This window comes from Aliivibrio salmonicida LFI1238 (assembly GCF_000196495.1).
Classification (GTDB): Bacteria; Pseudomonadota; Gammaproteobacteria; order Enterobacterales; family Vibrionaceae; genus Aliivibrio; species Aliivibrio salmonicida.
Map to the genome: position 1 here is coordinate 2,348,762 of NC_011312.1, position 22,686 is coordinate 2,371,447.

The following is a 22,686-nucleotide window of genomic DNA, read 5'->3' on the forward strand; positions in this document are numbered from 1 at the left end:
AGAATGAAATAAGGATATTGAGTGAGCAGTAAAGTAACCATCGTTATTGTCGAAGATGACATTGCTATTGCGGAAATACATCGTCGTAATTTAGATAAAATAGACGCGGTTGAGGTGATCGGTATTGCCGCAAGTAAAGAAGAAGCCGATACCTTGTTTGATGTGTTGAACCCAGATATGGTGTTACTCGATATTTATTTACCTGATGGTAATGGGTTGGATATTTTGCGTGAGCTACGCCAAAAAGAAAACTCCCCAGACGTCATTTTAATTACCGCAGACAGAGACGTAAATACATTACAAGAAGCCATGCGTGGTGGTGTGATTGATTATTTGCTAAAACCGGTCATCTTTAGCCGATTAGAAGAGTCCATAAATAAGTATTTGAGCCAAAAGAAACAACTGACTGCTCGGCTTGATATTGATCAATCAATGGTGGATGCGATGCTACATTCTGGGGTCGCATCGCAAGTTACTCGTTTACCAAAAGGAATTGATGGAGTAACTTTAGAAAAGGTACGACGTCTTTTTGAGAGTAAAACTAAATTAACCGCAGATCAGGCGGGGGAACTCTTTGGCGCAAGCAGAACAACAGCGCGTCGTTATCTCGAATATTTGATTAGCTCTGGAGAGTTGAGTGCTGATCTGTCTTATGGCAGTGTGGGGCGACCAGAGAGAACTTACTTTAAGCATTAAAGAGGGCAACATGACCCCAGCAACAAAATTATTAAAGAAATTAAAAATAGATCATCAGGTGCTTGAGTATCATCATGATTCTAAAGCGCAAGCTTATGGACTTGAAGCGGCTGAAAAGTTGGGTTTACCTCATGAAGAGGTGTTTAAAACGCTGGTTGTACAAGTGGATGAAAAAGATCTGGTTGTTGGCATTATTCCAGTGGCAAAGCAATTAAGCATGAAATTAATTGCTAAAGCCGTTAAAGGCAAAAAAGCCAAAATGGCGGATCCAGCATTAGTACAAAAAAGCAGTGGTTATGTGATGGGAGGAGTGAGTCCTCTTGGTCAAAAGAAGCGTTTGAAAACGGTGATTGATATCAGTGCTGAAGAATTTAAAACCATGTACGTGAGTGGTGGAAAAAGAGGACTTGATATTGGATTGTCGCCACAAGATTTACAACATACATTGGTCGCTCAATTTGCCGATATTACGTCAGAATAAGACGTTACTGATACAGAATTAACCTCATAAAGGAAGAGTGTAATGGGTAAAACAGTTTCTTTAGTATTAGGCAGTGGTGGTGCAAGAGGTCTTGCTCATATTGGCGTGATCCGTTGGTTAGAGGAACATGATTTTACTATTGTTTCTGTTTCTGGTTGCTCGATTGGTACGGTTATTGGTGGCTTCTATGCTGCAGGAAAACTCGATGAGTTTGAAGCGTGGATGCGAACAGTGACAAAGTTAGATATTGTTTCTCTAATGGATTTTAATTGGGGTAAGGGCGGCTTAATAAAAGGCGATAAAGTGATGAATCGTCTGGGTCATCTTTTAGGGGACTTAAATATTGAAGATTTGTCTATCCCATACACGGCAGTTGCGGCAGACATCAGTAATGAAAAAGAAGTGTGGTTACAAAAAGGGCCGCTTCTTCAAGCAATGCGGGCTTCAATTTCATTGCCTCTGTATTTAATGCCAATTGAACTCAATGGCAGAACGTTAATTGATGGTGGGGTATTAAACCCTGTCCCTATTGCCCCGACGTTTGGTGATCATTCTGATATTACATTAGCGGTGAATCTTGCGGGTGAAATGACACATCAAATTGACGACTTTGCCGATAAACAAATAGATATATCTGAGGCGGAATCTGAAGACGATATGTCTTTTCATCGTAAAGTGAGTGATTATTTTGGGTCATTAACAGCGAAAACATCAAGAATTGATTTAGGTATGTATGACATCGCAAATCAAGCGTTTGATGCAATGCAAAGTACGATAGCGAGACAGAAGTTAGCCGCTTATCCGCCCGATATTACGGTGGAAATAGCACGTGATGCGTGTGGTACTTTTGAGTTTGAACGTACTGCGGAAATGATCGATTTAGGCTATCAAAAAACAGAAGAAGTACTAAAGCATTTGTTGTAGGTAATTTGAATAAAAAAACGCCCATTTCTTTATGATAGAAATGGGCGTTTTTTTGTCGCTCATTAAGTGAATAAATGAGTTACACAGAAATAGTACTTAAAATTTTGGTGCTGGTTTTCTTGTCGGTTTAAAGTTCAAAATTGAAATTGGTACGTCTTTATTAGGGACGAATCCTTCAATTTCTTTACGGACAATTAAGTGACCCAGACGTTTTTCAATCATACACAAGTTCTTAAAATCATCTCGAGATACAAATGAAATCGCTTCACCAGATGAACCAGCACGGCCTGTACGGCCAATACGGTGAACATAATCTTCAGCAGGGAACGGTAAGTCGTAGTTAATGACTCGAGTCAATTCATCGATATCAATACCACGAGCCGCAATCCCTGTCGCGACTAAATACTTCAAACGACCTTCTTTAAAGTCATTCAATACTTTTGAGCGAGCATCTTGGCTACGACCACTGTGGAACGCTTCAGCGGTAATGCCGCGTTTTTCAAGTTGACCTACCAGTTTCGCTGCACCGTGTTTTGTTTCGATGAAGATCAACGCTTGATCCCAATCGTTTTCTTTAATTAGGTGACTGATTAGCGCCGATTTTTTGTCTTTATCAACCGTAATTAACCATTGGTCAATTTTAGGCTCAGCGTTACTGTTACGCTCAATGGTAATTTCAATTGGATTATTGATTGCTGTTCTTGCCAATGCACGAACTTGTTCTGACAGGGTTGCTGAGAACAATAAGTTTTGGCGTTCTAACGGTAAACGTTCAATAATTTTATTGATGTCTTCGATAAAGCCCATGTCTAGCATTCTATCGGCTTCGTCGAGTACGAGAATATCAATTTCGTCAAAATGTACCGCACGTTGAGTGTACATATCAAGCAAACGACCAGGCGTTGCAACCAGAATATCAACCCCTTCAATTAAGCGTTGTTTCTGCTCTTTATAATCAACACCACCATACATAGCGAGTGACGTAAGATCTAAATGTTTGCTGTACTTACTGATGTTATCTTCAACTTGAACGGCAAGTTCGCGTGTTGGCGTTAAGATCAATGCACGAATACGTTTTGCTCGAACTTTCGTTTGTTCTTCACTTAACATTTGCAAGATTGGTAATACAAAACTTGCGGTTTTACCTGTACCAGTTTGTGCCGCTGCGATCAGGTTTTTTCCTGTTAGAGCAACAGGAATCGCCTTTTCTTGAATTGGCGTTGGGGCTTTGTAGCCTAGTTCATTAATGGCTTTTAAAATTGGATTACTTAATCCAAGGTTAGAAAATGGCATGTGAAATCTCAGGTATATGAAGAATAAAAACAGTTTAAAGCAAAAGCGATAAACAGAGAGCAAATTAGGAGAGGATTGTAGCATGAAGAGAGGAAGAGAAAGCCATACTTATTTTTGATATGGCTTTATATTACGTTGTTATGCATTAGCAAATACAAAAGACATGCTGAAATAAGATCAGAGAGCCAATACCGCTGAGAACAACCCAAATAAGATTGAACCGTAAATGCTCTAAAGTACTGATAATCGCAGCCAGTACTTTATGGGTGATTAGTTGCTAATAGATGTTTTTTTGATACGGATCTTTTTTAGTAAACTGATGAGTATCGGACACAGCACAACCAAAACAGCAATAACGGTGAAACTAAAGGTGATTGGTCGTTCCCATAGAAAGCTAAGTTCTCCATCACTGAGCATTAAAGATCGGCGTAGATTCTCTTCCATCATCCCGCCTAATATAAAACCGAGCAATAAGGGGGCGAGAGGAAAATTGGCAAGCCGAAGTGCAATCGCAACCATCGAAATAAAGATCATGATAAAAACATCAACGGTATTAAAAGAAACTAAATAAACACCAGTAATAGAGAAGAATAATACCATTGGTAGGAGCACGGTTTTTGGTACGGCTAATAGTTTCGAAATGTAGGGAATGAGCGGTAAATTTAGAATTACTAATACGATATTACCGAAGTACATAGAAATGATGACTGACCAAAAGATATCAGGATGATCAACAAACAATCTTGGACCGGGTTGAATGCCATAGGCAATTAAGGCGCCAAGCATAATTGCCGTTGTGCCTGAACCTGGAATGCCAAGGGTTAATAGTGGAACAAATGACCCGCTAGATGCCGCATTGTTTGCTGATTCTGGAGCAACCAACCCGCGAATACTGCCTTTACCAAATTCATCTCGTTTATCTTTTGGTGCTAAATTTCGCTCCATGCCATAGCTTAAGAATGCAGCAATAGTTGCACCCGCACCGGGTAATACGCCTGTAAAGAAGCCTAAGATAGACGATCGAATGGCAACCGGGGCGACTTCTTTGAATTCTTCTTTCGTTATTTTCATGCTGCCAAGATCGGACATTTTATGCTGTTCATCGCCACGAGTGTCTTGTTCTGGTTTCAAAATCCCCATTAACGTTTCACCTAAAGCAAAGGTTGCCATAGCAAGTAATAGGAAACTGAACCCGTCCATTAAATCCGTTAAGCCAAAGGTGAATCGTTCAACCCCAATGCCTTTATCAATCCCAACGGTCGAAAGCATCAAGCCTAATATTGTCATCATCCATGCTTTTATTACTTGCCCATTACCTGCGAATGCAGCAACAGCAGAAAGGCCAACCAGCATTAAGGCAAAGTAGTCGGAGGATTGAAAGCTTAATGATACTTTTGCTAAAGCAGGCGCTGCAATGAGCAGCATAATGGCTGACAGAGTGCCACCCGTAAAAGAGGAGTAAGCGGCTAGCGCAAGGGCTTTACCTGCTTGACCTTTTTGTGCCATCGGATAGCCATCAAAGGCGGTGACAACAGTTGATGAACAACCCGGTGCATTGATAAGGATTGAGGAGGTTGAGCCACCAAAAACCGCACCATAATAGACACCAGCCATTAAGATCATGCCTGATGCAGGGTCTAATCCGTAGCTGATTGGGATCATGAGTGCAATGGCTGAAATTGGCCCAAGTCCCGGTAACATTCCAATAAAGGTACCGACAAAACAGCCGATCATTACCATCATTAAATTGGTTGGCATTATTGCGGTGGATAAGCCTGCTAAAATTCCATCTAACATAATTAAGTCCTAGGGTTTACCAAGCAAGAAAAAGATAACCAGGTTCAAGATAGATATCTAAACCTTTGGTAAGAAGTAGCCAGAATCCAGTAACAAAAGGAAACGAAGCCCCAAATAAAATAGGTTTACGTCGTTCGCCTAATAAGTAGAATCCGGCTAATAAGAACAAGCTGGTTGCTAGCACAAATCCAAGCCAAGTTAGACCAATGCCATACAGCACCATCAGGATCAAAAACCCACAAAGTAGCTTCCAATTAAATCCTAAAACAGCGCCACTTTTTTCATCGGGTTGAGCGGAGATAATTAATAGTAATGATAAGATAATACCTGCGAATGTGAGCATGTAAGGTAAGGTTCTTGCTGTGAAAGGTTCGTATTCATCGCCAGGGAAAAGAGCGATTAAACTGGTTTGGTAACCATAACAAAGGCAAACTAATAAGAAGATAATCGCGCCAACGCGATCTCTGCATAATAGAGAAGATCTAGAGTACGACATGAGCTCTCTCCATGAATTCATTCGGTGAAAAGAAATAAAAAAGCGGCCTGAAAGTACAGAGCAAGGAACCTCTTATAGGGTAAAACTCCTAGGTTACAAGCAGGATTAATGAGCCATATCCGGGGGAGTCATTAACTGTCCAAGGCCACTGAAAGGTTATTTTAAAAAGCCAAGTTCAGGCATTAGGTCACCCATGATCTTTTCTTGGTTCTCAAGAAAGGCATAGAATTCTTTATCTGCTTTGAAGTTATCAATCCAACCATTACGATCTCTAACAACGGCCCATTGTTCTGTTTCATACATCTTGCTAAAGACTTCGGTATATTCATCAATTTTTGCTTGAGGTGTGCCGGGTGCGGCAAAGAAGCCACGCCAGTTAGCAAAAACCGTATCATTACCGTATTCGGTCAGTGTTGGAATGTTTGGTGCGCTTTCTAAACGTTTAGGGGCGGTAATCGCAAGAATACGGACTTGACCGCTTTTCGACATTTCTAGAACTTCACCTAAACCCGTTGATAGAAGAGGCGTTTCGCCAGAAAGTAGAGCGGCCATGGCTTTTCCGCCGGCATCATAAGCGATGTAGCGTACCTTTCTTGGATCAAACCCTTCCCCTTTAAATGCGGCCGCTATGACAAGATGATCCATACTGCCGCGAGCTGAACCGCCTGCAATTTTTACTGAGCGAGGGTCTGTCTTAAAATCAGCAACGACTTGATCCCAACTGGTGTATTTTGACTCTTTATTTACCACGATAGCACCGTAATCGGCGATAGTGGCGGCAATCGGCGTGAGATCTCGGAATGATTGTGGGAAAATACCACTTAACGATCGGATCACGATAGGCGTTGAGTTCACCATTAAGGTGTCTGTTTGACGATTGGCCGTCTCGATAAGGTGAGCAATGGCTTTACCACCGCCACCGCCAGAAAGGTTTTGATAAGAGGCCTGCTCAATCAGGTTTGATTTTAATAGTACATCACCCGTACCACGAGCGGTCATATCCCAACCGCCTCCGGCACCACCAGGAATAATAAAGTGTATTTTTTCAAGGTCTGCTGCAAATGCAGATCCTGAAAGAGCAAACGTGGCGGCAATAATGGAAGCTGAGATCTGTTTTTTAAATGAAGTAAGCATGAATAGCATGTCCTTATGATAGTAATGGATACCAACCCAAATAAACGTTTTCTCTGTTTAACTTTTTATCCTGATTGGTATTGCAACCTCTTTGGGTTGCCATCGTTCTATATATTTACTGCTTTTTCTTTGTTTGTTGCGAAAATGTTATTTCTTTTTTTCCGAGATGAACAGTTAGAGAAAATAATGGTTATTTAGGACATAAAGGACGTTTTGTTCATAAAGTTCATGGGAGATAGAGATAGAGATAGAGAGGAGGGGAAGAGGATTAATAGGTCAAGAGATGAAAGCCACACAACCGAGGGAGAGTCATGTGGCTTTGTTGGATGGGCTTATTGAGTTTTAAACTCACTCAGCCTTTGTGCTAATTCATGACTTTCTCTTGTTAGTTCTGCCGTATCATTGAGTGAGGTATGCATATCAGCAAGAACCTCATCAGCGGCTTCATTAATGCTGGTTACATTGCGATTTATCTCTTCAGAAACCGAGCTTTGCTCTTCAGCGGCAGAAGCAATTTGATTGTTCATGTCATTTGCCACAAGGATTGCATTACTTATTTCAATTAAGTTTTGTTGTGCAATTAATGTGTCTTCTTTGGTTGCTAGCGCTTGTTTCTGGCTACTGTCCATTACGGTGACAATGCCTTGTGTATTTTGCTGCAATATTACAAGCATGCTGTTGATTTCTTGAGTTGAGCTTTGCGTACGACTTGCAAGGTTACGCACCTCATCAGCGACGACTGCAAATCCACGGCCTTGCTCACCAGCACGAGCTGCTTCAATCGCGGCATTCAGAGCCAATAAATTTGTTTGCTCAGCAATGCTGCCGATTTCCGTTAGAATTTTTTGAATATCATTGCTTGATGCGGCTAAGCTAACGACTTGTGATTGAGCTTCATTGATGAATGCGGCTAACTCTTCTACTGAAGAGGCGGCGTTATTCATTATTTTTTGACCATCTTCACTGCTTGTTTGAATTTGGTTTGCAGCGGTTGCCGCTTGCAAAGCAGAAGACGCAACTTCTTGAGCCGTTGCACTCATTTCATTAATCGCCGTTGCTAATTGGGTCACTTCATTCACTTGATTTTGCAGCTTAATTTGTGATTTTTCAGTTTCAGACATGGTGTTCATTGATGATTGAGACACCAATTCAGCGGTGTTCTTGGCGTTATGAAGAGTGAGTTGAATTTTCTCTACAAAAGTATTAAACCAAAAAGCTAACTGGCCAATTTCGTCTTTAGAGTCTATCTCAATGCGCTGTGTTAAATCGCCATCACCTTGAGCTATGTTTTCAAAGCGAGTCGTGAGATTAGACAGTGTTGAACCAATATTTTTTGCCAGAAGGAAAATAATAAAAATACCAACAATTGAAGAGATGACGCCACTTAATAAACCATTAGAAAGTGCTTCGCTTCCTAATTCAGTGCTGAACACATTGAAATCGGTAATTTCTTTTTTCAAAATTTCAGAAGGAATCGACACCATGACTATCCACGGTTTTGCCCCTGTATTAATGGTAGAGACAGCAATTTTCAAATGGCCGATGTCTTTTAAGAATGACTTATTATTTTTCGCTTCTTGCTGAATCGATCCCCAATTACGTGCAAATTCATCTGCTACTTTTTGACCGACTAAACTTCCATCTTTACTGAAAGATAGTAATCGTCCGTCCCATGAGGCGATAGAGACAATCGCATCAGGCATTCCTGTTGCTTTTGCTGATTTTTGACTTATTGCTTGGAAGCTTTTTATTGACCAGTCAAAACCAAGAGAACCAACAATCTTATTGTTATGTCGTAACGGCAAACTGATCGTCGTAATAAGCTCTTCATTTCCTCTTACGTTGTAATAGTAAGGTTCCATTACAAAGCTTTTACCCGTTTCAAAAGGCGCTAAATGCCATTCATCAGTACGTTCACCATTGTTGTTTAACGCGGTGTTTTTAAAGCGGTCCATTCCAATGGCTTCAAAGCCTGAATTGGTCGGAGAGAAGAATGGAGATAGAACGCCTTCTTTATTTAATGCTTTTTGAGTAAGAACCGATTCATCTTTAGTAAAATTAGCGTCTTCCCACACCATGTAACCTGCAAATACACTGTCATTTTGTATTTTTAATGATGAGATGAACTGCTCAATAAGAAGACTTGCGTCTGCTTGGTGTTGGTTTGACAGTTCTAGCAATGATTTTAGTTGTTTTAAGTTACTGATCACTGGGGAAAATTGACCATTGAGTTCCGCACTTTGCTGATTCGCAATAGACAGTAATTTATAATCAATATTTTCAGCGAGTTGGTCAGAGACATGTTTTGTTATTTCTTTATTTACTCCGTTATAAGATACGGTAGTAAAAAACATGGCGGTGCTTAATGTTATAAAGATGGCAAGTCCGGCACTTACCGCGATACGTGTTTTTATTGATTTAAACATAATCCCTCAGAACTAAAATGATTTTATAGAATTACTTATCGACTTGGAGTGAATATTCATTAGCTAAAATAACTGAATTGAATGAATAAAATTTACACCGGTGTTCACATTGAGTTCACGGATATTCATTTATACTCCGCGGTTCATACTTAGATACACGCTAACCATCTCATTTAATTAATTTTCTGTTACTCTGTTTTGGTTATATTGGCAATTTTATAGTGAGATAAAAAATGAACAAAAAACTATTGTTACCTTTATTATTTTCGGTTGTTTTAGTGGGTTGCAATGACGCAAGTGAAGCCATTGATAAAGCACAAAATGCGGCAAATAAAGCAGTAGACATGGCTCAAACAAAATTAGAATTAATTAATTTAAGTGATCTTAATATTGATGAATTTGGTGATGCAGCTATATCAGCAAAAGCATTTGCAACATCGGTTGATGAGGCGTTGAATGCCGATTACAGCAATCCAGAAGCATTGGTTGAAGTGAAAGCGCACATTTCGAATGCGTATAGCTGTTTAGTGGCGGCATCATCAGAATCAACAGCAGAAAATGTGGTTGATAAAGTAATGGCAACAATTTCAAATGAAAATGCTGAAAGCTTAATTGAGAAAGGCGTCGAACGTGCACAAGATATGACAGAGTGCGTAATGTAATCTTGAATGAGTAATACTAAATAAAAAAGCCCTGTAACAATCGCTCTTTAAAGGCGTTTGATACGGGGCTCTTTAGTGCTTATAAATCTGTTAGGTTAATAAATAACCGTAAAGATTAAAGCTTGTCAGCTAGCTCGATAGCTTGACCAATGTAGTTTGCTGGCGTCATCTCTTTTAAACGAACTTTTTCGTCTGCAGGGATTTCTAAGCTGTCGATGAATGAACGCATGCCTTCACCATCAATGCGTTTACCGCGAGTTAGCTCTTTTAGTTTTTCGTATGGCTTTTCGATGCCGTAACGACGCATTACTGTTTGAACCGGTTCTGCAAGAACTTCCCAGTTTTTATCTAGCTCAGCTTCAAGTGCTGCACGATTGATTTCTAATTTGCTAATGCCTTTTAGAGTCGACGTGTATGCAATGATTGCGTAACCACAACCAACACCTAGATTACGAAGAACCGTAGAGTCAGTTAGGTCACGCTGCCAGCGAGATACAGGCAGTTTTTGAGATAGGTGATTAAAGATAGCGTTAGCAAGACCTAGGTTACCTTCAGAGTTTTCAAAATCGATTGGGTTAACTTTATGCGGCATAGTTGAAGAGCCGATTTCGCCTGCAATCGTTTTTTGTTTGAAGTGACCAAGAGCAATGTAGCCCCAAACGTCACGGTCAAAATCAAGAAGGATTGTGTTGAAACGTGCAATCGCATCAAATAGCTCTGCAATGTAGTCATGCGGTTCGATTTGAGTTGTGTACGGATTCCAGTTAACGCCTAGAGATTCAGTGATGAATTCTTCACTGAATTTGTGCCAATCAACATCTGGGTAAGCTGAAAGGTGAGCGTTGTAGTTACCAACAGCACCGTTGATTTTCGCTAGGATCTCAACGTTTTCGATTTGTTTGTATTGACGTTCCATACGGTACGCAACATTCGCCATTTCTTTACCCATTGTAGAAGGTGAAGCTGGCTGACCGTGTGTACGAGAAAGAAGAGGAATATCACGGTACTCGTTCGCTAATGCTTTAATTGCATCGATAACGTTACGGATTTCAGGAAGAACGATCGTGTCACGTGCTTCTTTAAGCATAAGAGCGTGAGACGTATTGTTTATGTCTTCTGAAGTACAAGCAAAGTGAATAAATTCGTTGATAGCGTGAAGCTCTGGAAGCTCTGCGACTTTCTCTTTTAGGAAATATTCAACGGCTTTAACATCGTGGTTTGTTGTGCGTTCAATGTCCTTGATACGCATAGCGTCTTCTTCGCTGAAGTTTGCAGCGATGTTATCTAAGAATTGATTCGCTTCTGCGCTTAATGTAGCCACTTCCGCAATCGATTGCGTAGCTGCTAATTTTTGAAGCCAACGAACTTCAACAACAGTACGGTATTTCAGTAAGCCATACTCACTAAAGATGCTGCGTAGAGAAATTGTTTTACTTCCGTAGCGACCGTCTACAGGTGAAACAGCAGTTAATGCTGACAATTCCATGTGAATCTCCTAGATATCTATAAAGGTTAAAGGATAAAGCCTACCTGATAGTCAAGTAGGCTTTAATTTTTTAAATTCGAGCTAATATAATTTTTGCTTGTTCGACCATTTTTTTACGACCAAAAATCAAATGACGACGCTTTCCGCCTACTTGACGCCAAAGTACCGCAGAGCGAATACCTGATAGCAGTAATGCGCGAACTTTATGTTGAGTCATTGATTGTTGCAAGATAGATGGTGTGCCCGTAACTTGGATACGAGGGCCCATAGGGCTGATAACATCCAAATAAATACTCGCAATGTTACTGAGCATTTGTTCGTTATGAATATCAAAATGGTCTAATTGGCGTTCAATGGTACTGATGCGTTCACCAAGCTTACTCATGCCATCACGATGACCTGCAAGTTTGCGCTCTAGTGCCATTAAACTGATCAGGTAGCGAGTTAATTCGCTGCCTGTTGGTGTGTTATCAAAATCTCGTACAAGGCATTCTAAGCCAACACGTAAGTTGGCTTCTTTCCCGTAAACACCTACCGTATTATTTGGATTGGTTTCCAAAATAGATTGGATAGCGGTATCAAACGCGGCTTGATCACAATGCCCATCTTTCGCCATTTTTTGTACTAAGCTTGCCGCTTGGCAAATGCCAGCAAATGCAATGGTTCTGTCAAATAAAGTGTTCGCCACGCTAGGACTCCTTAAATACGTTCTTCGATGATACCGCCACCTAGGCAAATTTCACCTGAGTAGAAAACAGCAGATTGACCTGGAGTCACCGCAATTTGTGGTTCATTAAAAATCACCTTAATGTTCTCATCATCGATAGGGATAATGGTACAAGGGATATCAGTTTGACGGTAACGTGTTTTTACCGTACAGCTCAATGGTGCTTTGATCGCCGTGCGATCAACCCAATCAAGTTGAGAGGCTAATAAGCCTTGTGATTTCAATAATGGGTGGTCATGACCTTGTACAGCAATAAGTACATTGCGTTTTAAATCTTTTTCACCAACAAACCATGGGTCTTCGTTACCGCCGCCGCCTTTAGAACCGCCAATGTGCAAACCTTTACGTTGGCCTAGAGTGTGGTACATCAAGCCTTGGTGTTGACCAATAACTTTGCCTTCTGGCGTTTCAATATTACCTGGTTGTGCTGGTAGGTATTTGCCTAAGAACTCAGTGAATTTACGCTCACCGATGAAGCAAATACCAGTAGAATCTTTTTTCTTCGCTGTGATCAAATCTTGCTCTTGGGCAATGCGACGTACTTCTGGTTTTTCTAGATCACCAACAGGGAACAGGCTGCGTGCAACTTGCTCTGAGCTTAATGTATATAGAAAGTAACTTTGATCTTTGTTTGAATCCAAACCACGAAGCATTTGTGGTTTAGCACCATTTGCGATGTCTTCTGCGGTTGGGAAAGTACGACGAACGTAGTGACCCATTGCAATAAAATCGGCATCCAACACTTCATCAGCAAACTCTAAGAATGCTTTAAATTTAATTTCTTTATTACAAAGAATGTCTGGATTTGGCGTGCGACCCGCTTTGTATTCCTCTAGGAAATATTCAAAGACGTTGTCCCAATATTCAGCTGCGAAATTAATGGTATGAAGGTGAATACCTAATTTGTCACACACGGCTTGTGCATCGGCTAAATCTTCAGCTGCGGTACAATATTCCTCGTTGTCGTCTTCTTCCCAGTTTTTCATGAAAAGACCTTCAACTTGGTATCCTTGTTGCTGAAGTAGGTAGGCTGATACTGAAGAGTCTACACCACCGGACATTCCGACGATGACTTTCTTTTGGCTGTTGTCTGACATTCTTTAACACCACTAATAAAACTTGAAGCAGATTCTACCAGAAAGAATTTGCATGGGACAGATCCGAGACTAAAATCACAGATTATATCTGTGAAATGTAGGTTATTTATGTTGATTTAGTCCTTTAGTTTTAAGCGTTTGGCTAAACGATGTAAATTTCCTGTATCAAGCTGCAAAGCTCTGGCGGTAGCCGCCCAATTGTGTTGGTTTTCTTGATGTGTTTTTTTTATTAATTGTGTTTGAAATTCGTCGGTTGCAAGGCGTAATCCTTTCGTTTCATCTATGAGTGTGTTTTCTGTTTGTTGAATGGGGCTTACTTCCAAGTTAGTGTCTTTTTTAATTGAAAAATGCAGCGGCGTAAGGGTTAAGTCCGTTTCATTACTCTGTGCTCTAGAAAGTACGGTTGCTCGGCTCATTACATGCTCTAACTCTCGGATGTTTCCTGGCCATGAATAATCGTTAAGAAGGGCGATCGTTTCTGGAGTGATACGTAAACTTGAAGCACCTAATTTGATGCGGCTTTTTTCTGCAAAATACCCAACGAGAATCGTAATGTCATTTTCTCGGTCCCTTAGTGGGGGAACAAAAATGGGAAAGACACTCAAGCGGTGATACAAATCGGCTCTAAAATTGCCATTCTTGACTTCTTCATGAAGCATTTTGTTGGTGGCAGCAATAATTCGAGTGTTCACTTTAATGTGATTATCGTCCCCAATACGTTGAATATCACCATACTGCAAAACACGCAGTAATTTGGCTTGCAGCGCTAAAGATAATTCGCCAATTTCATCAAGAAATAACGTGCCATTATCTGCGGATTCAAACTTTCCCTTTCGGTTACTTATTGCGCCTGTGAATGCGCCTTTTACATGACCAAACAACTCACTTTCTGCAACCGACTCTGGTAGCGCTGCACAGTTTAAATAGACTAAATTTTGATTTGAACGCGCCGATCTTTCGTGCAGAGCACTGGCGACTAATTCTTTTCCGACTCCCGTTTCACCTGTAATTAAGACCGACAATTCGGTGTTGGCTACGGCGTTAATGTTGTTTTGCAACTCTTGCATTACTTGAGACTCACCAATCATCTCGGCCACGTGGTGTTGTGGACTTTCAAAAGAAGACGCTGTGCTACTTTCTCCTGATTGTTTTTCTAATCTTTCCATGAGTAAGGCGGTGTTCAAACTTGTTGCCGCTAATGCGCTGATGATGCGTAATTCTTTATTTGTGAATTTATCAAATTGGGCAGGATCGAATGCATCAATGGTTACCGCTCCAATGAGACGTTCATTGACGATGAGAGGAAGGCCTATGCAGGAGTGGACGTGTAACTGGCTTTTTTTATTTGCGATTAATCCATCATAAGGATCGGGTAAATCGCTGTCTGGTGGGAACCGAACGATGTCACCGGCTCTGGCAATCGCTTCTAAACGAGGGTGTTGTGAAATGGAAAAGCGACGACCAATGACATCACCATCAAGACCATTAATGGCTAAAGGAGAAAAATATTGATTTTTGAACAGTAACAAGGCTGAAGCATCGCATTTTAAGGCGTTTCTTATCGTCGAGAGTAAGCGTTCAAAGCGATCTTTATTTGATAATCCAGACGTTAAATCTAAGGCTATCTGAATCCATTCTTTTTTAATGTTTTTCATTATTGTCACACCTTCTTTCTTAATGTCAATTTGACTATTGTACTGTCTTTTTGACAGAAGTAAATGAGTGTCAAATTGACATTTTCGGTGGCTTATCTTTGTTATTTTCTTATAAAACAAATGGATAGATAGTTGGCATGCTCGATGCAATATGACTAGTAACGCTAATTATTAAATGAGACAAATAATGACTATTCATATTAAAAACAATGTTAACTGGGTTGGCCAACGTGATTGGGAAGTCTCTGATTTCCATGGTACTGAATTTAAAATGACCAAAGGCACAAGCTACAACAGTTACTTGATTCAAGAAGAAAAAACGATATTAATTGATACGGTTGATCATCGTTTTAGTCATCAATTTATTCAAAACCTAGAAATGGAAATTGATCTCACAAGCATTGATTACATTGTTATAAATCACGCAGAAGAAGATCATGCAGGTGCGCTTGCTGCATTAATGGAAAAAATCCCAGGTACACCAATTTATTGTACTGAAAATGCGATTGATTCAATCGTTGGTCACCATCATCACCCTGAATGGAACTTTAAGCCAATTAAAACGGGTGATGCATTAGATATTGGTAATGGCAAACAACTGGTGTTTGTTGAAGCACCAATGTTGCATTGGCCAGACAGCATGATGACGTACTTAACCGGCGATGCGATTTTATTTAGTAACGACGCCTTTGGTCAGCATTATTGTGATGAACGCTTATTTAATGACGAAGTCGATCAAACTGAGTTGATGGATCAATGTTTACGTTATTACGCCAATATCCTTACGCCATTCAGTGCGTTAGTGACGGCAAAAATTAAAGAAGTATTAAGCTTTAATTTACCCGTAGACATGATTGCAACCTCTCATGGGTGTGTATGGAGAGATAACCCAACTCAAATCATTCATCAATATTTAGAGTGGGCTGACAACTACCAAGAAGATCGAATTACGCTTTTCTATGATTCTATGTCAAACAATACTCGAATGATGGCAGATGCGATTGCACAAGGTATTCACGATGTAGATCCTGGTGTCGCGGTAAAAGTCTTTAATGTGTCTCGACAAGATAAGAATGACATTTTAACCAGTGTGTTCCGTTCAAAAGGGATTTTGGTTGGCTCATCAACCATGAACAATGTGATGATGCCTAAGATCGCAGGTATGCTGGAAGAAATTACAGGACTTCGATTTCGAGCGAAAAAAGCAGGAGCATTTGGGAGTTATGGTTGGAATGGCGGTGCGGTAGACAGAATACATTCTCGTTTAACTGATGCAGGTTTTGAAACGGCGGTAGGCTTAAAAGCAAAATGGCGTCCAGATGGTAAAGCGATGCAATTGTGCCGAGAGCATGGACAATTTATTGCAAAGCAGTGGGCCTTAAAACCCGTAACTACGACGTTTCAGACGATCAATGTTGAAAAGAAAACCATTCCGGCGTCTATTGCTGAGCCTGTGATTATGGTCGATCCTTCTGTGAGTTCTACTGTTGAGAGTGAGATAAGCGTAATTGCGTCAAATGACGATAAGCAATGCATGTTATGTACTGTGTGTAATTGGGTCTACGATCCTGAAATCGGTGAACCAAACCAAGGGGTAGAACCAAACACGGCGTGGATTGATGTGCCCGATTATTTCTTATGCCCTGAGTGTAATTTAGGCAAAGATGTCTTTGTTGAAGTTAAATAGGGAGTGAAATAATGAGTTTACCAATCGTTATTATTGGCAGTGGTTTTGCTTCTTATCAACTAATTAAAACGATCCGTCGTACAGAAGTAGATTGTCCTATTCATGTATTTACGAATGATGATGGCCACGATTATAACAAGCCAGATTTAAGTCATGTGTTTTCAAAGCAACAGAGTCATGATGATGTAGTGACGCTATCAGGCTCCGATTTTTCTGAACAATACAATGTGGTATTGCATACCCGCACTTTAGTTGAGTCGATTGATACCATCAGTCAAACCATTACGGTGAAAGACGAGGTGTTTTCTTACGCTAAATTGGTATTAGCCACGGGCTCTCAAACGTTTATCCCACCTTTTAAAGGGGACGGATGTGGTGAGATCCTTACGTTAAACAGCTTAAAAGAATTTGCGGTTATTCATAAAAAAGTGGTGAGTTCACAAAGCATACTCGTTATTGGTGGTGGACTGATAGGCACAGAGTTAACAATGGATCTTGCGGGTGCAGGTAAACACGTAACGGTGGTTGAGCCGAATACGCATCTTCTTGCCAATATGATCCCTGACTTTATTTCTTTGCCTTTAGAGAATGCGTGCAGAGATAAAGGCGTGGTTATTACGCTTTCTGATGGTGTTCAAAGTGTAAATCAGAGTGGTAGTGGCTTTATAGTCACGACAATGAAGGGTCAGTCTTATCAAGTTGATTGTGTTATTTCAGCCGCTGGTCTAAAACCCAATACTCAGTTAGCGAAAGACGCTGATATTCGTGTTAATCGTGGAGTTGTGGTGGATTCAACCTTACAAACGTCGGCTAGAAATGTGTATGCGTTAGGCGATTGCGCAGAAATAGAAGGCAAGGTAATGGCCTATCTTCAACCTATTTTACTGAGTGCAAATGCATTAGCTAAGACATTGCTGGGCTTGAACACGCCGTTGGTATTACCGAATATGATGGTGAAAGTGAAAACCCCTATTTACCCAATACAGCTTGCGGGTAATACATCAAGTCATATCCATCGTTGGTCTATTGAACTTGATGAACAGGGGATATGTGCTAAAGCTTATGACGAAAAGGATAACCTAACCGGATTTGTTGTGACAAAAGAACAGATGAAAAAGGCATTTCCTTTATTTAGAGAGATACATAATACGAATTAATAGAGGTGAATTATGACAGAAATTCCTCATGGCTTAATAAAAGGCGTGGTTCTGAGTCGCTATGATTGGACCGATCGTTTATTCAGTTTGTATGTTGAGGCCCCGATTGATGCTTACACTGCTGGGCAATTTACGAAACTTGCCTTGCCTGATGGCAGTGGTGGTTGGGTAAGAAGGGCGTATTCGATTGTGAATAACCCTAAGCAAGCGATAGGGCATCAACATATGGAGTTTCTGATCATTGCCGATGATCTCGGGGAGTTATCTCCTCGTCTTCATCGCTTAAATTCAGGCGATGATATCTTTGTTGGTAAAGATGCCGCGGGGTTTATGACGTTAGATGAAGTTCCAGTGCATGTGGGTGATTTATGGTTATTGTCAACGGGAACGGCGATAGGCCCCTTTATCTCTCTTTTAGAAACACCGTCACTTGAGACTCGATTTAAAAATATTATTTTAGTTCATGCAGTAAGAACACATGCTGAGTTGATTTATCACGATCGAATTCAGCGATTACTTCATCGGTTTAATAGGAGGCTTCATTATGTGCCAATTGTTTCTAGAGAACATGTCACCGGAACTCTACGTGGACGAATCCCGTCTTTATTACTCAATGGAAGCATCGAAAAACAAACCCAATGTCCCCTTAATAAAGCGCATAGTTTCTTATATCTCTGTGGTAATCCCTGCATGGTTAAAGACACAGCAAGCGCCTTAAATGAATTAGGGTTTCAAAAACATCTTCGTAAGAAATCAGGGCAGTTTAGCTCTGAGAATTATTGGTAATTACACATAGAAGTATTACATTTATTTGGAGAGTTATTATGAGTCATTTACGTATTCCAGCAAATTGGACGATTCAACGCTCAACCCCTTTCTTTACTCGTGACAATGTACCTGCGGCATTGCTTAGCCACCACAATACTGCGGCTGATGTGTTTGGGCAGTTGTGTGTGATGGAAGGTGTCGTTACCTATTATGGTTTTGCAGATGAAGAGGCAATAGAGCCTGAAGTTAAAGTGGTCATTAACGCGGGCGAGTTTGCGACAAGCCCTCCTCAGTATTGGCACCGAGTTGAGTTAAGTGAGGATGCTCAATTCAATATTAATTTCTGGTCAGATCAAGACAAAACTGGAAAGAAAATGTTCAACACTAAATAATTGTCACTCTTCTTTTCATTTATGGCATAGTAAGCGAAATTATAGAATGAGCAGAACAAATGACAGATCAACAAGACGATTTCATGACGGAAGAAACTTTGATTGAAACCGTAAAAAATCAAATTGAAGACGGCAGCCCAATTGCAGTTAAAGAAACACTAATGCGTTTAGTTATGACGGGTAATTCTCGTGAAGATGTGATTGAAATGATGGCATGTGCACTCGCGATTGAAGTGTTTGATGTGATGAAAAATGGCGCTGAATTTAACCAAAAGCGTTATAAAGAAAATTTAGAATCTTTGCCAGACATGAGCTTTATGGGCGACGAATAATACCGAGATTACTTGGTTAATCCCAAGCAATGATCAAATAAAAAGGCGAGACAGAGTGTAAACTCTATCTCGCTTTTTTTATTCAATAATGCTAGTTTGCGCAACCAATTTCGCCAGTCAACATGCAGTTTTGTTGCTGTCTTTCTTGATTGCCATAGTGCTCATTAGTGAGTTCGGTAGAGTTAATGTCTTCTCTATCTGCTGGAGCACAAGCACTTAAAAATAATACGCTAGCTATCCCTGCTACCTTGATGATTATCTTCATTTTTATTCCTTTATTCTCATGTGATTATCTATTTAGTTTAAGTGAAAAGTACGTAAATATGTAGTTGTTTTTAACTTATTTGCTACATTTCTATTTATTACTATTAATTGTCACTTCTTTCCATTCTCGATGAGGGACATCTTTGATCGTCCAATCTCCCATAGAGTAACGAATCAAGCGTAACGTTGGAAACCCAATGTGAGCCGTCATTCGGCGAACTTGTCTGTTTCTTCCTTCAATAATAGTCACTGCTATCCATGTTGTCGGAATCGCTGCTCTAAAGCGAACGGGAGGGTTTCTTTCCCATAGTTCAGGCTCTGTCATTACTTCAACTTTTGCGGGAAGTGTCATCCCATCTTTTAATTCAACGCCTTGGCGAAGCTTCTCTAAATCGTCTTCTGTCGGAGCACCTTCAACTTGTACCCAATAGGTTTTTGGTGACTTAGATTCAGGTTGTGTTAACCGTGCTTGAAGCACACCATCATTGGTAAGAATTAATAATCCTTCACTGTCACGATCAAGGCGTCCTGCTGCGTAAACATCCTTCACAGAAATGAAATCTGCAAGAGTTTGTCGATGCTGATCATCGGTAAATTGACTCAATACATCAAAAGGTTTATTAAAGATAAGGACTTTACGATCTTCTGGTGCAGGGCGTGGCTTTTGTGTGGTTTTTTTCTTAAAGGCCGGTTTTTTCCAATTTGGAGAACGCTTGAATGTCATGTTAACTACCTTGCAAAATTGTAAAGCTTTTGTGGTGTTTAGTTTTAAAGTTCACGGCTTTTCGCTATAGTACGCGCGTGAAACAAAAGACTAATAAAAATAAAGTCGGTAAATTACAAAGCCTATTATACGTTTTGTTATTGGTTTTGTAGATTAAATAGGGAAATTAAATGACAACGCAAAAATCTAAGATTATCTATACCATCACTGATGAAGCGCCAGCATTGGCGACGCATTCACTTCTTCCAATTATTCAAGCATTTGCAGCATCATCTAACGTTGATGTTGATACTCGCGACATCTCACTTGCGGGTCGTGTCATTGCAAATTTTTCTGAATACCTAACAGAAGACCAACGTATTAGTGATGCATTGGTAGAGCTTGGCGAACTCGCTAAAACGCCTGAAGCAAACATCATTAAACTTCCGAACATCAGTGCGTCGATTCCTCAACTTCATGCGGTAATTAAAGAGCTTCAAGCGAAAGGCTATGCTCTGCCTAATTACCCTGAAGAAGCAAAAACGGACGAAGAAAAAACCGTTAAAGCGGTTTACGATAAAATTAAAGGCTCAGCAGTTAACCCTGTCCTTCGTGAAGGTAACTCTGATCGTCGTGCACCGGGTGCGGTTAAGCAATACGCGCGTAATAACCCACACTCAATGGGTGCGTGGGCGAAGGATTCAAAATCACATGTTGCAAGCATGAGTGAAGGTGACTTCTACGCAAGCGAAAAATCAGTGACGATTGACGGTGCAACAAACGTTAATATTGAATTTGTTGCTGATAATGGCGATGTAACAGTACTGAAAGAAGGACTGGCACTGAAAGACAAAGAAATCATTGATGGTTCTTGTCTAAGCAAAAAAGCATTGGTTGAATTCTTCGAAGCTGAAATTAAAAAAGCCAAAGAAGAAGATGTTCTGCTTTCACTGCATATGAAAGCGACGATGATGAAAGTCTCTGATCCAGTTATTTTTGGTCACGCGGTTAAAGTATTCTATAAAGAAGTCTTTGATAAATACGCGACGACATTTGCAAAACTTGGTGTTGATGCAAATAATGGTGTTGGTGATGTTTATACTAAAATAGTATCGCTTCCTGATGCTGAAAAAGCCGCGATTGAAGCGGATTTAGCGGCGGTTTATGAATACCAACCAGAGCTTGCAATGGTTGATTCAGATCGTGGTATCACGAATCTTCATGTACCAAGTGATGTAATCATTGATGCTTCTATGCCTGCTGCATTACGTACTTCTGGTCGTATGTGGGGACCAGATGGTCAACTAAAAGATACGAAAGCAATGATCCCAGATCGTTGTTATGCCGGTGTGTACCAATCGGTTATTGAATTCTGTAAAGTAAATGGCGCGTTTGATCCAACAACGATGGGCTCTGTGCCAAACGTAGGATTAATGGCTCAAAAAGCAGAGGAATATGGCTCTCATGATAAGACCTTCATTCTTCCTGCTGCGGGTACCGTTCGAGTGGTTGATGCGACAGGCACCGCACTGATTGAACATTCCGTTGGTGAAGGCGATATTTGGCGTATGTGTCAGGCAAAAGACGCTCCGATCCAAGATTGGGTTAAATTAGCGGTAAACCGTGCTCGTGCAACAGGAACTCCGGCTATTTTCTGGCTTGATACTAATCGCCAACATGATGCTGAACTGATTAAGAAAGTAAATACTTACCTTGCCGATCATGATACATCAGGTCTTGATATTCAAATTTTGTCTCCAGTTGCGGCGACTGAATTTACGCTAGCGCGTATTATTAAAGGCGAAGATACGATCTCGGTAACGGGTAATGTATTACGTGATTATCTAACGGATTTATTCCCTATTCTAGAGCTAGGTACATCAGCGAAAATGCTGTCTATTGTTCCTCTTATGAATGGTGGTGGTCTGTTTGAAACGGGGGCGGGTGGTTCTGCACCAAAACATGTTCAACAATTCGAAAAAGAAAACCATTTACGTTGGGATTCTTTAGGTGAATTCTTAGCATTAGCAGCGTCGTTTGAACACTTAAGTGTGACGACTGGCAATGCAAAAGCACAAATACTTGCTGATACACTTGATGCTGCAACGTCTAAATTCCTTGAAACGAATAAATCGCCATCACGTCGTGTCGGTGAGTTGGATAACCGTGGTAGCCATTTCTATCTAGCAATGTATTGGGCTCAAGAACTTGCAGCGCAAACGGGTGATGCAGAACTTCAAGCCTATTTTGGTTCATTGGCTGAAACACTAACGTCAAATGAAGCTAAAATAGTTGAAGAGTTAAATGCAGCGCAAGGTGTTGTTGGCAATGTTGGGGGGTACTTCCAACCGATTGCTGAACTTGCTGCAAAAGAAATGCGTCCAAGTGCAACGTTGAATGCGGCATTAGCGACTTTATAGTTTGAATTATTTTTAAATTATAACGTGAATACGTATTAACTAAAAAAGCCTTGAGGTAGTTATATCTCAAGGCTTTTTGTTATCTATGT

21 protein-coding genes are annotated in these 22,686 nt (G+C 40.5%); 10 read left to right on the forward strand and 11 right to left on the reverse strand.

Annotation, left to right across the window (positions count from 1 at the left end):
• Nucleotides 1-21 precede the first annotated feature (21 nt).
• Genes VSAL_RS11480 through VSAL_RS11490 form a run of 3 tightly spaced genes read left to right on the forward strand, consistent with a single transcriptional unit; the run spans nt 22 to nt 2,101 of the window.
• Nucleotides 22-696: a response regulator gene (locus tag VSAL_RS11480; RefSeq protein WP_012550702.1), complete on the forward strand. Its 675-nt coding sequence runs from the start codon at nt 22-24 to the stop codon at nt 694-696.
• A gap of 10 nt (nt 697-706) precedes the next feature.
• Entirely contained in the window at nt 707-1,177 is a 471-nt protein-coding gene (gene ybaK, locus VSAL_RS11485; protein ID WP_012550703.1) for a Cys-tRNA(Pro) deacylase, read from the forward strand.
• A 42-nt stretch (nt 1,178-1,219) separates the two neighbouring features.
• On the forward strand, nt 1,220-2,101 hold the full coding sequence (locus VSAL_RS11490) for a patatin-like phospholipase family protein (protein ID WP_012550704.1): 882 nt from the start codon (nt 1,220-1,222) through the stop codon (nt 2,099-2,101).
• 96 nt (nt 2,102-2,197) lie between these two features.
• Here the strand turns inward: VSAL_RS11490 and VSAL_RS11495 are convergent, their stop codons facing one another.
• From VSAL_RS11495 to VSAL_RS11515, 5 genes are all read right to left on the reverse strand, one after another.
• On the reverse strand, nt 2,198-3,394 hold the full coding sequence (locus tag VSAL_RS11495; protein ID WP_012550705.1) for a DEAD/DEAH box helicase: 1,197 nt from the start codon (nt 3,392-3,394) through the stop codon (nt 2,198-2,200).
• A 270-nt stretch (nt 3,395-3,664) separates the two neighbouring features.
• On the reverse strand, nt 3,665-5,191 hold the full coding sequence (locus tag VSAL_RS11500; RefSeq protein ID WP_012550706.1) for a tripartite tricarboxylate transporter permease: 1,527 nt from the start codon (nt 5,189-5,191) through the stop codon (nt 3,665-3,667).
• A 16-nt stretch (nt 5,192-5,207) separates the two neighbouring features.
• Nucleotides 5,208-5,708 (reverse strand): tripartite tricarboxylate transporter TctB family protein, encoded by a 501-nt coding sequence (locus VSAL_RS11505; protein ID WP_012550707.1) that lies wholly within the window; start codon nt 5,706-5,708, stop codon nt 5,208-5,210.
• 135 nt (nt 5,709-5,843) lie between these two features.
• The gene (locus VSAL_RS11510) at nt 5,844-6,821 is read right to left on the reverse strand and encodes a tripartite tricarboxylate transporter substrate binding protein (protein ID WP_044583303.1); all 978 of its coding nucleotides are present in this window, start codon (nt 6,819-6,821) and stop codon (nt 5,844-5,846) included.
• A 332-nt stretch (nt 6,822-7,153) separates the two neighbouring features.
• Complete coding sequence (locus VSAL_RS11515; protein WP_012550709.1) at nt 7,154-9,247, reverse strand: methyl-accepting chemotaxis protein; 2,094 nt, start codon at nt 9,245-9,247, stop codon at nt 7,154-7,156.
• Nucleotides 9,248-9,480: 233 nt separating this feature from the next.
• On the opposite strand from VSAL_RS11515, the gene VSAL_RS11520 reads away from it, so the two are divergent.
• Complete coding sequence (locus VSAL_RS11520) at nt 9,481-9,909, forward strand: hypothetical protein (protein WP_012550710.1); 429 nt, start codon at nt 9,481-9,483, stop codon at nt 9,907-9,909.
• Nucleotides 9,910-10,024: 115 nt separating this feature from the next.
• Here the strand turns inward: VSAL_RS11520 and purB are convergent, their stop codons facing one another.
• The 4 genes from purB to norR form a co-directional block, all read right to left on the reverse strand.
• Complete coding sequence (gene purB / locus VSAL_RS11525; RefSeq protein WP_012550711.1) at nt 10,025-11,395, reverse strand: adenylosuccinate lyase; 1,371 nt, start codon at nt 11,393-11,395, stop codon at nt 10,025-10,027.
• Nucleotides 11,396-11,465: 70 nt separating this feature from the next.
• A complete protein-coding gene (hflD, locus tag VSAL_RS11530; RefSeq protein WP_012550712.1) occupies nt 11,466-12,083 on the reverse strand; it encodes a high frequency lysogenization protein HflD in 618 nt (205 codons plus the stop codon).
• Nucleotides 12,084-12,094: 11 nt separating this feature from the next.
• On the reverse strand, nt 12,095-13,219 hold the full coding sequence (mnmA, locus tag VSAL_RS11535; RefSeq protein ID WP_012550713.1) for a tRNA 2-thiouridine(34) synthase MnmA: 1,125 nt from the start codon (nt 13,217-13,219) through the stop codon (nt 12,095-12,097).
• A 116-nt stretch (nt 13,220-13,335) separates the two neighbouring features.
• On the reverse strand, nt 13,336-14,874 hold the full coding sequence (gene norR / locus VSAL_RS11540) for a nitric oxide reductase transcriptional regulator NorR (protein WP_012550714.1): 1,539 nt from the start codon (nt 14,872-14,874) through the stop codon (nt 13,336-13,338).
• A gap of 187 nt (nt 14,875-15,061) precedes the next feature.
• On the opposite strand from norR, the gene norV reads away from it, so the two are divergent.
• The 5 genes from norV to VSAL_RS11565 are packed head-to-tail and all read left to right on the forward strand — an operon-like array spanning nt 15,062 to nt 19,210.
• Nucleotides 15,062-16,561 carry an anaerobic nitric oxide reductase flavorubredoxin gene (gene norV / locus VSAL_RS11545; RefSeq protein WP_012550715.1) on the forward strand — a complete coding sequence of 500 codons (1,500 nt, stop codon included), beginning with the start codon at nt 15,062-15,064 and terminating at the stop codon, nt 16,559-16,561.
• An 11-nt stretch (nt 16,562-16,572) separates the two neighbouring features.
• Nucleotides 16,573-17,718 (forward strand): NADH:flavorubredoxin reductase NorW, encoded by a 1,146-nt coding sequence (gene norW, locus VSAL_RS11550; protein WP_012550716.1) that lies wholly within the window; start codon nt 16,573-16,575, stop codon nt 17,716-17,718.
• A gap of 12 nt (nt 17,719-17,730) precedes the next feature.
• Nucleotides 17,731-18,504: a ferredoxin--NADP reductase gene (locus tag VSAL_RS11555; protein ID WP_012550717.1), complete on the forward strand. Its 774-nt coding sequence runs from the start codon at nt 17,731-17,733 to the stop codon at nt 18,502-18,504.
• A 38-nt stretch (nt 18,505-18,542) separates the two neighbouring features.
• Nucleotides 18,543-18,878, forward strand: coding sequence for a DUF1971 domain-containing protein (locus tag VSAL_RS11560; RefSeq protein WP_012550718.1), 336 nt, complete (start codon nt 18,543-18,545; stop codon nt 18,876-18,878).
• Between the two features lie 59 nt (nt 18,879-18,937).
• On the forward strand, nt 18,938-19,210 hold the full coding sequence (locus VSAL_RS11565) for a hypothetical protein (protein WP_012550719.1): 273 nt from the start codon (nt 18,938-18,940) through the stop codon (nt 19,208-19,210).
• A 91-nt stretch (nt 19,211-19,301) separates the two neighbouring features.
• Here VSAL_RS11565 and VSAL_RS23655 read toward each other — a convergent pair whose 3' ends face one another.
• Nucleotides 19,302-19,475: a hypothetical protein gene (locus VSAL_RS23655; RefSeq protein ID WP_085941810.1), complete on the reverse strand. Its 174-nt coding sequence runs from the start codon at nt 19,473-19,475 to the stop codon at nt 19,302-19,304.
• A 90-nt stretch (nt 19,476-19,565) separates the two neighbouring features.
• Entirely contained in the window at nt 19,566-20,198 is a 633-nt protein-coding gene (locus VSAL_RS11570; RefSeq protein ID WP_012550720.1) for a pseudouridine synthase, read from the reverse strand.
• A 170-nt stretch (nt 20,199-20,368) separates the two neighbouring features.
• On the opposite strand from VSAL_RS11570, the gene VSAL_RS11575 reads away from it, so the two are divergent.
• A complete protein-coding gene (locus VSAL_RS11575; RefSeq protein WP_012550721.1) occupies nt 20,369-22,597 on the forward strand; it encodes an NADP-dependent isocitrate dehydrogenase in 2,229 nt (742 codons plus the stop codon).
• The last annotated feature ends 89 nt before the right edge of the window (nt 22,598-22,686 follow it).

Excerpts from the sequence above, each read along its gene's own strand:
- ybaK (WP_012550703.1), top strand. The coding sequence starts at position 707 with ATGACCCCAGCAACAAAATTATTAAAGAAATTAAAAATAGATCATCAG.
- VSAL_RS11490 (WP_012550704.1), top strand. The coding sequence starts at position 1,220 with ATGGGTAAAACAGTTTCTTTAGTATTAGGCAGTGGTGGTGCAAGAGGT.
- VSAL_RS11495 (WP_012550705.1), bottom strand. The coding sequence starts at position 3,394 with ATGCCATTTTCTAACCTTGGATTAAGTAATCCAATTTTAAAAGCCATT.
- VSAL_RS11500 (WP_012550706.1), bottom strand. The coding sequence starts at position 5,191 with ATGTTAGATGGAATTTTAGCAGGCTTATCCACCGCAATAATGCCAACC.
- VSAL_RS11505 (WP_012550707.1), bottom strand. The coding sequence starts at position 5,708 with ATGAATTCATGGAGAGAGCTCATGTCGTACTCTAGATCTTCTCTATTA.
- VSAL_RS11510 (WP_044583303.1), bottom strand. The coding sequence starts at position 6,821 with ATGCTTACTTCATTTAAAAAACAGATCTCAGCTTCCATTATTGCCGCC.
- VSAL_RS11515 (WP_012550709.1), bottom strand. The coding sequence starts at position 9,247 with ATGTTTAAATCAATAAAAACACGTATCGCGGTAAGTGCCGGACTTGCC.
- VSAL_RS11520 (WP_012550710.1), top strand. The coding sequence starts at position 9,481 with ATGAACAAAAAACTATTGTTACCTTTATTATTTTCGGTTGTTTTAGTG.
- purB (WP_012550711.1), bottom strand. The coding sequence starts at position 11,395 with ATGGAATTGTCAGCATTAACTGCTGTTTCACCTGTAGACGGTCGCTAC.
- mnmA (WP_012550713.1), bottom strand. The coding sequence starts at position 13,219 with ATGTCAGACAACAGCCAAAAGAAAGTCATCGTCGGAATGTCCGGTGGT.
- norR (WP_012550714.1), bottom strand. The coding sequence starts at position 14,874 with ATGAAAAACATTAAAAAAGAATGGATTCAGATAGCCTTAGATTTAACG.
- norV (WP_012550715.1), top strand. The coding sequence starts at position 15,062 with ATGACTATTCATATTAAAAACAATGTTAACTGGGTTGGCCAACGTGAT.
- norW (WP_012550716.1), top strand. The coding sequence starts at position 16,573 with ATGAGTTTACCAATCGTTATTATTGGCAGTGGTTTTGCTTCTTATCAA.
- VSAL_RS11555 (WP_012550717.1), top strand. The coding sequence starts at position 17,731 with ATGACAGAAATTCCTCATGGCTTAATAAAAGGCGTGGTTCTGAGTCGC.
- VSAL_RS11560 (WP_012550718.1), top strand. The coding sequence starts at position 18,543 with ATGAGTCATTTACGTATTCCAGCAAATTGGACGATTCAACGCTCAACC.
- VSAL_RS11565 (WP_012550719.1), top strand. The coding sequence starts at position 18,938 with ATGACAGATCAACAAGACGATTTCATGACGGAAGAAACTTTGATTGAA.
- VSAL_RS23655 (WP_085941810.1), bottom strand. The coding sequence starts at position 19,475 with ATGAAGATAATCATCAAGGTAGCAGGGATAGCTAGCGTATTATTTTTA.
- VSAL_RS11570 (WP_012550720.1), bottom strand. The coding sequence starts at position 20,198 with ATGACATTCAAGCGTTCTCCAAATTGGAAAAAACCGGCCTTTAAGAAA.
- VSAL_RS11575 (WP_012550721.1), top strand. The coding sequence starts at position 20,369 with ATGACAACGCAAAAATCTAAGATTATCTATACCATCACTGATGAAGCG.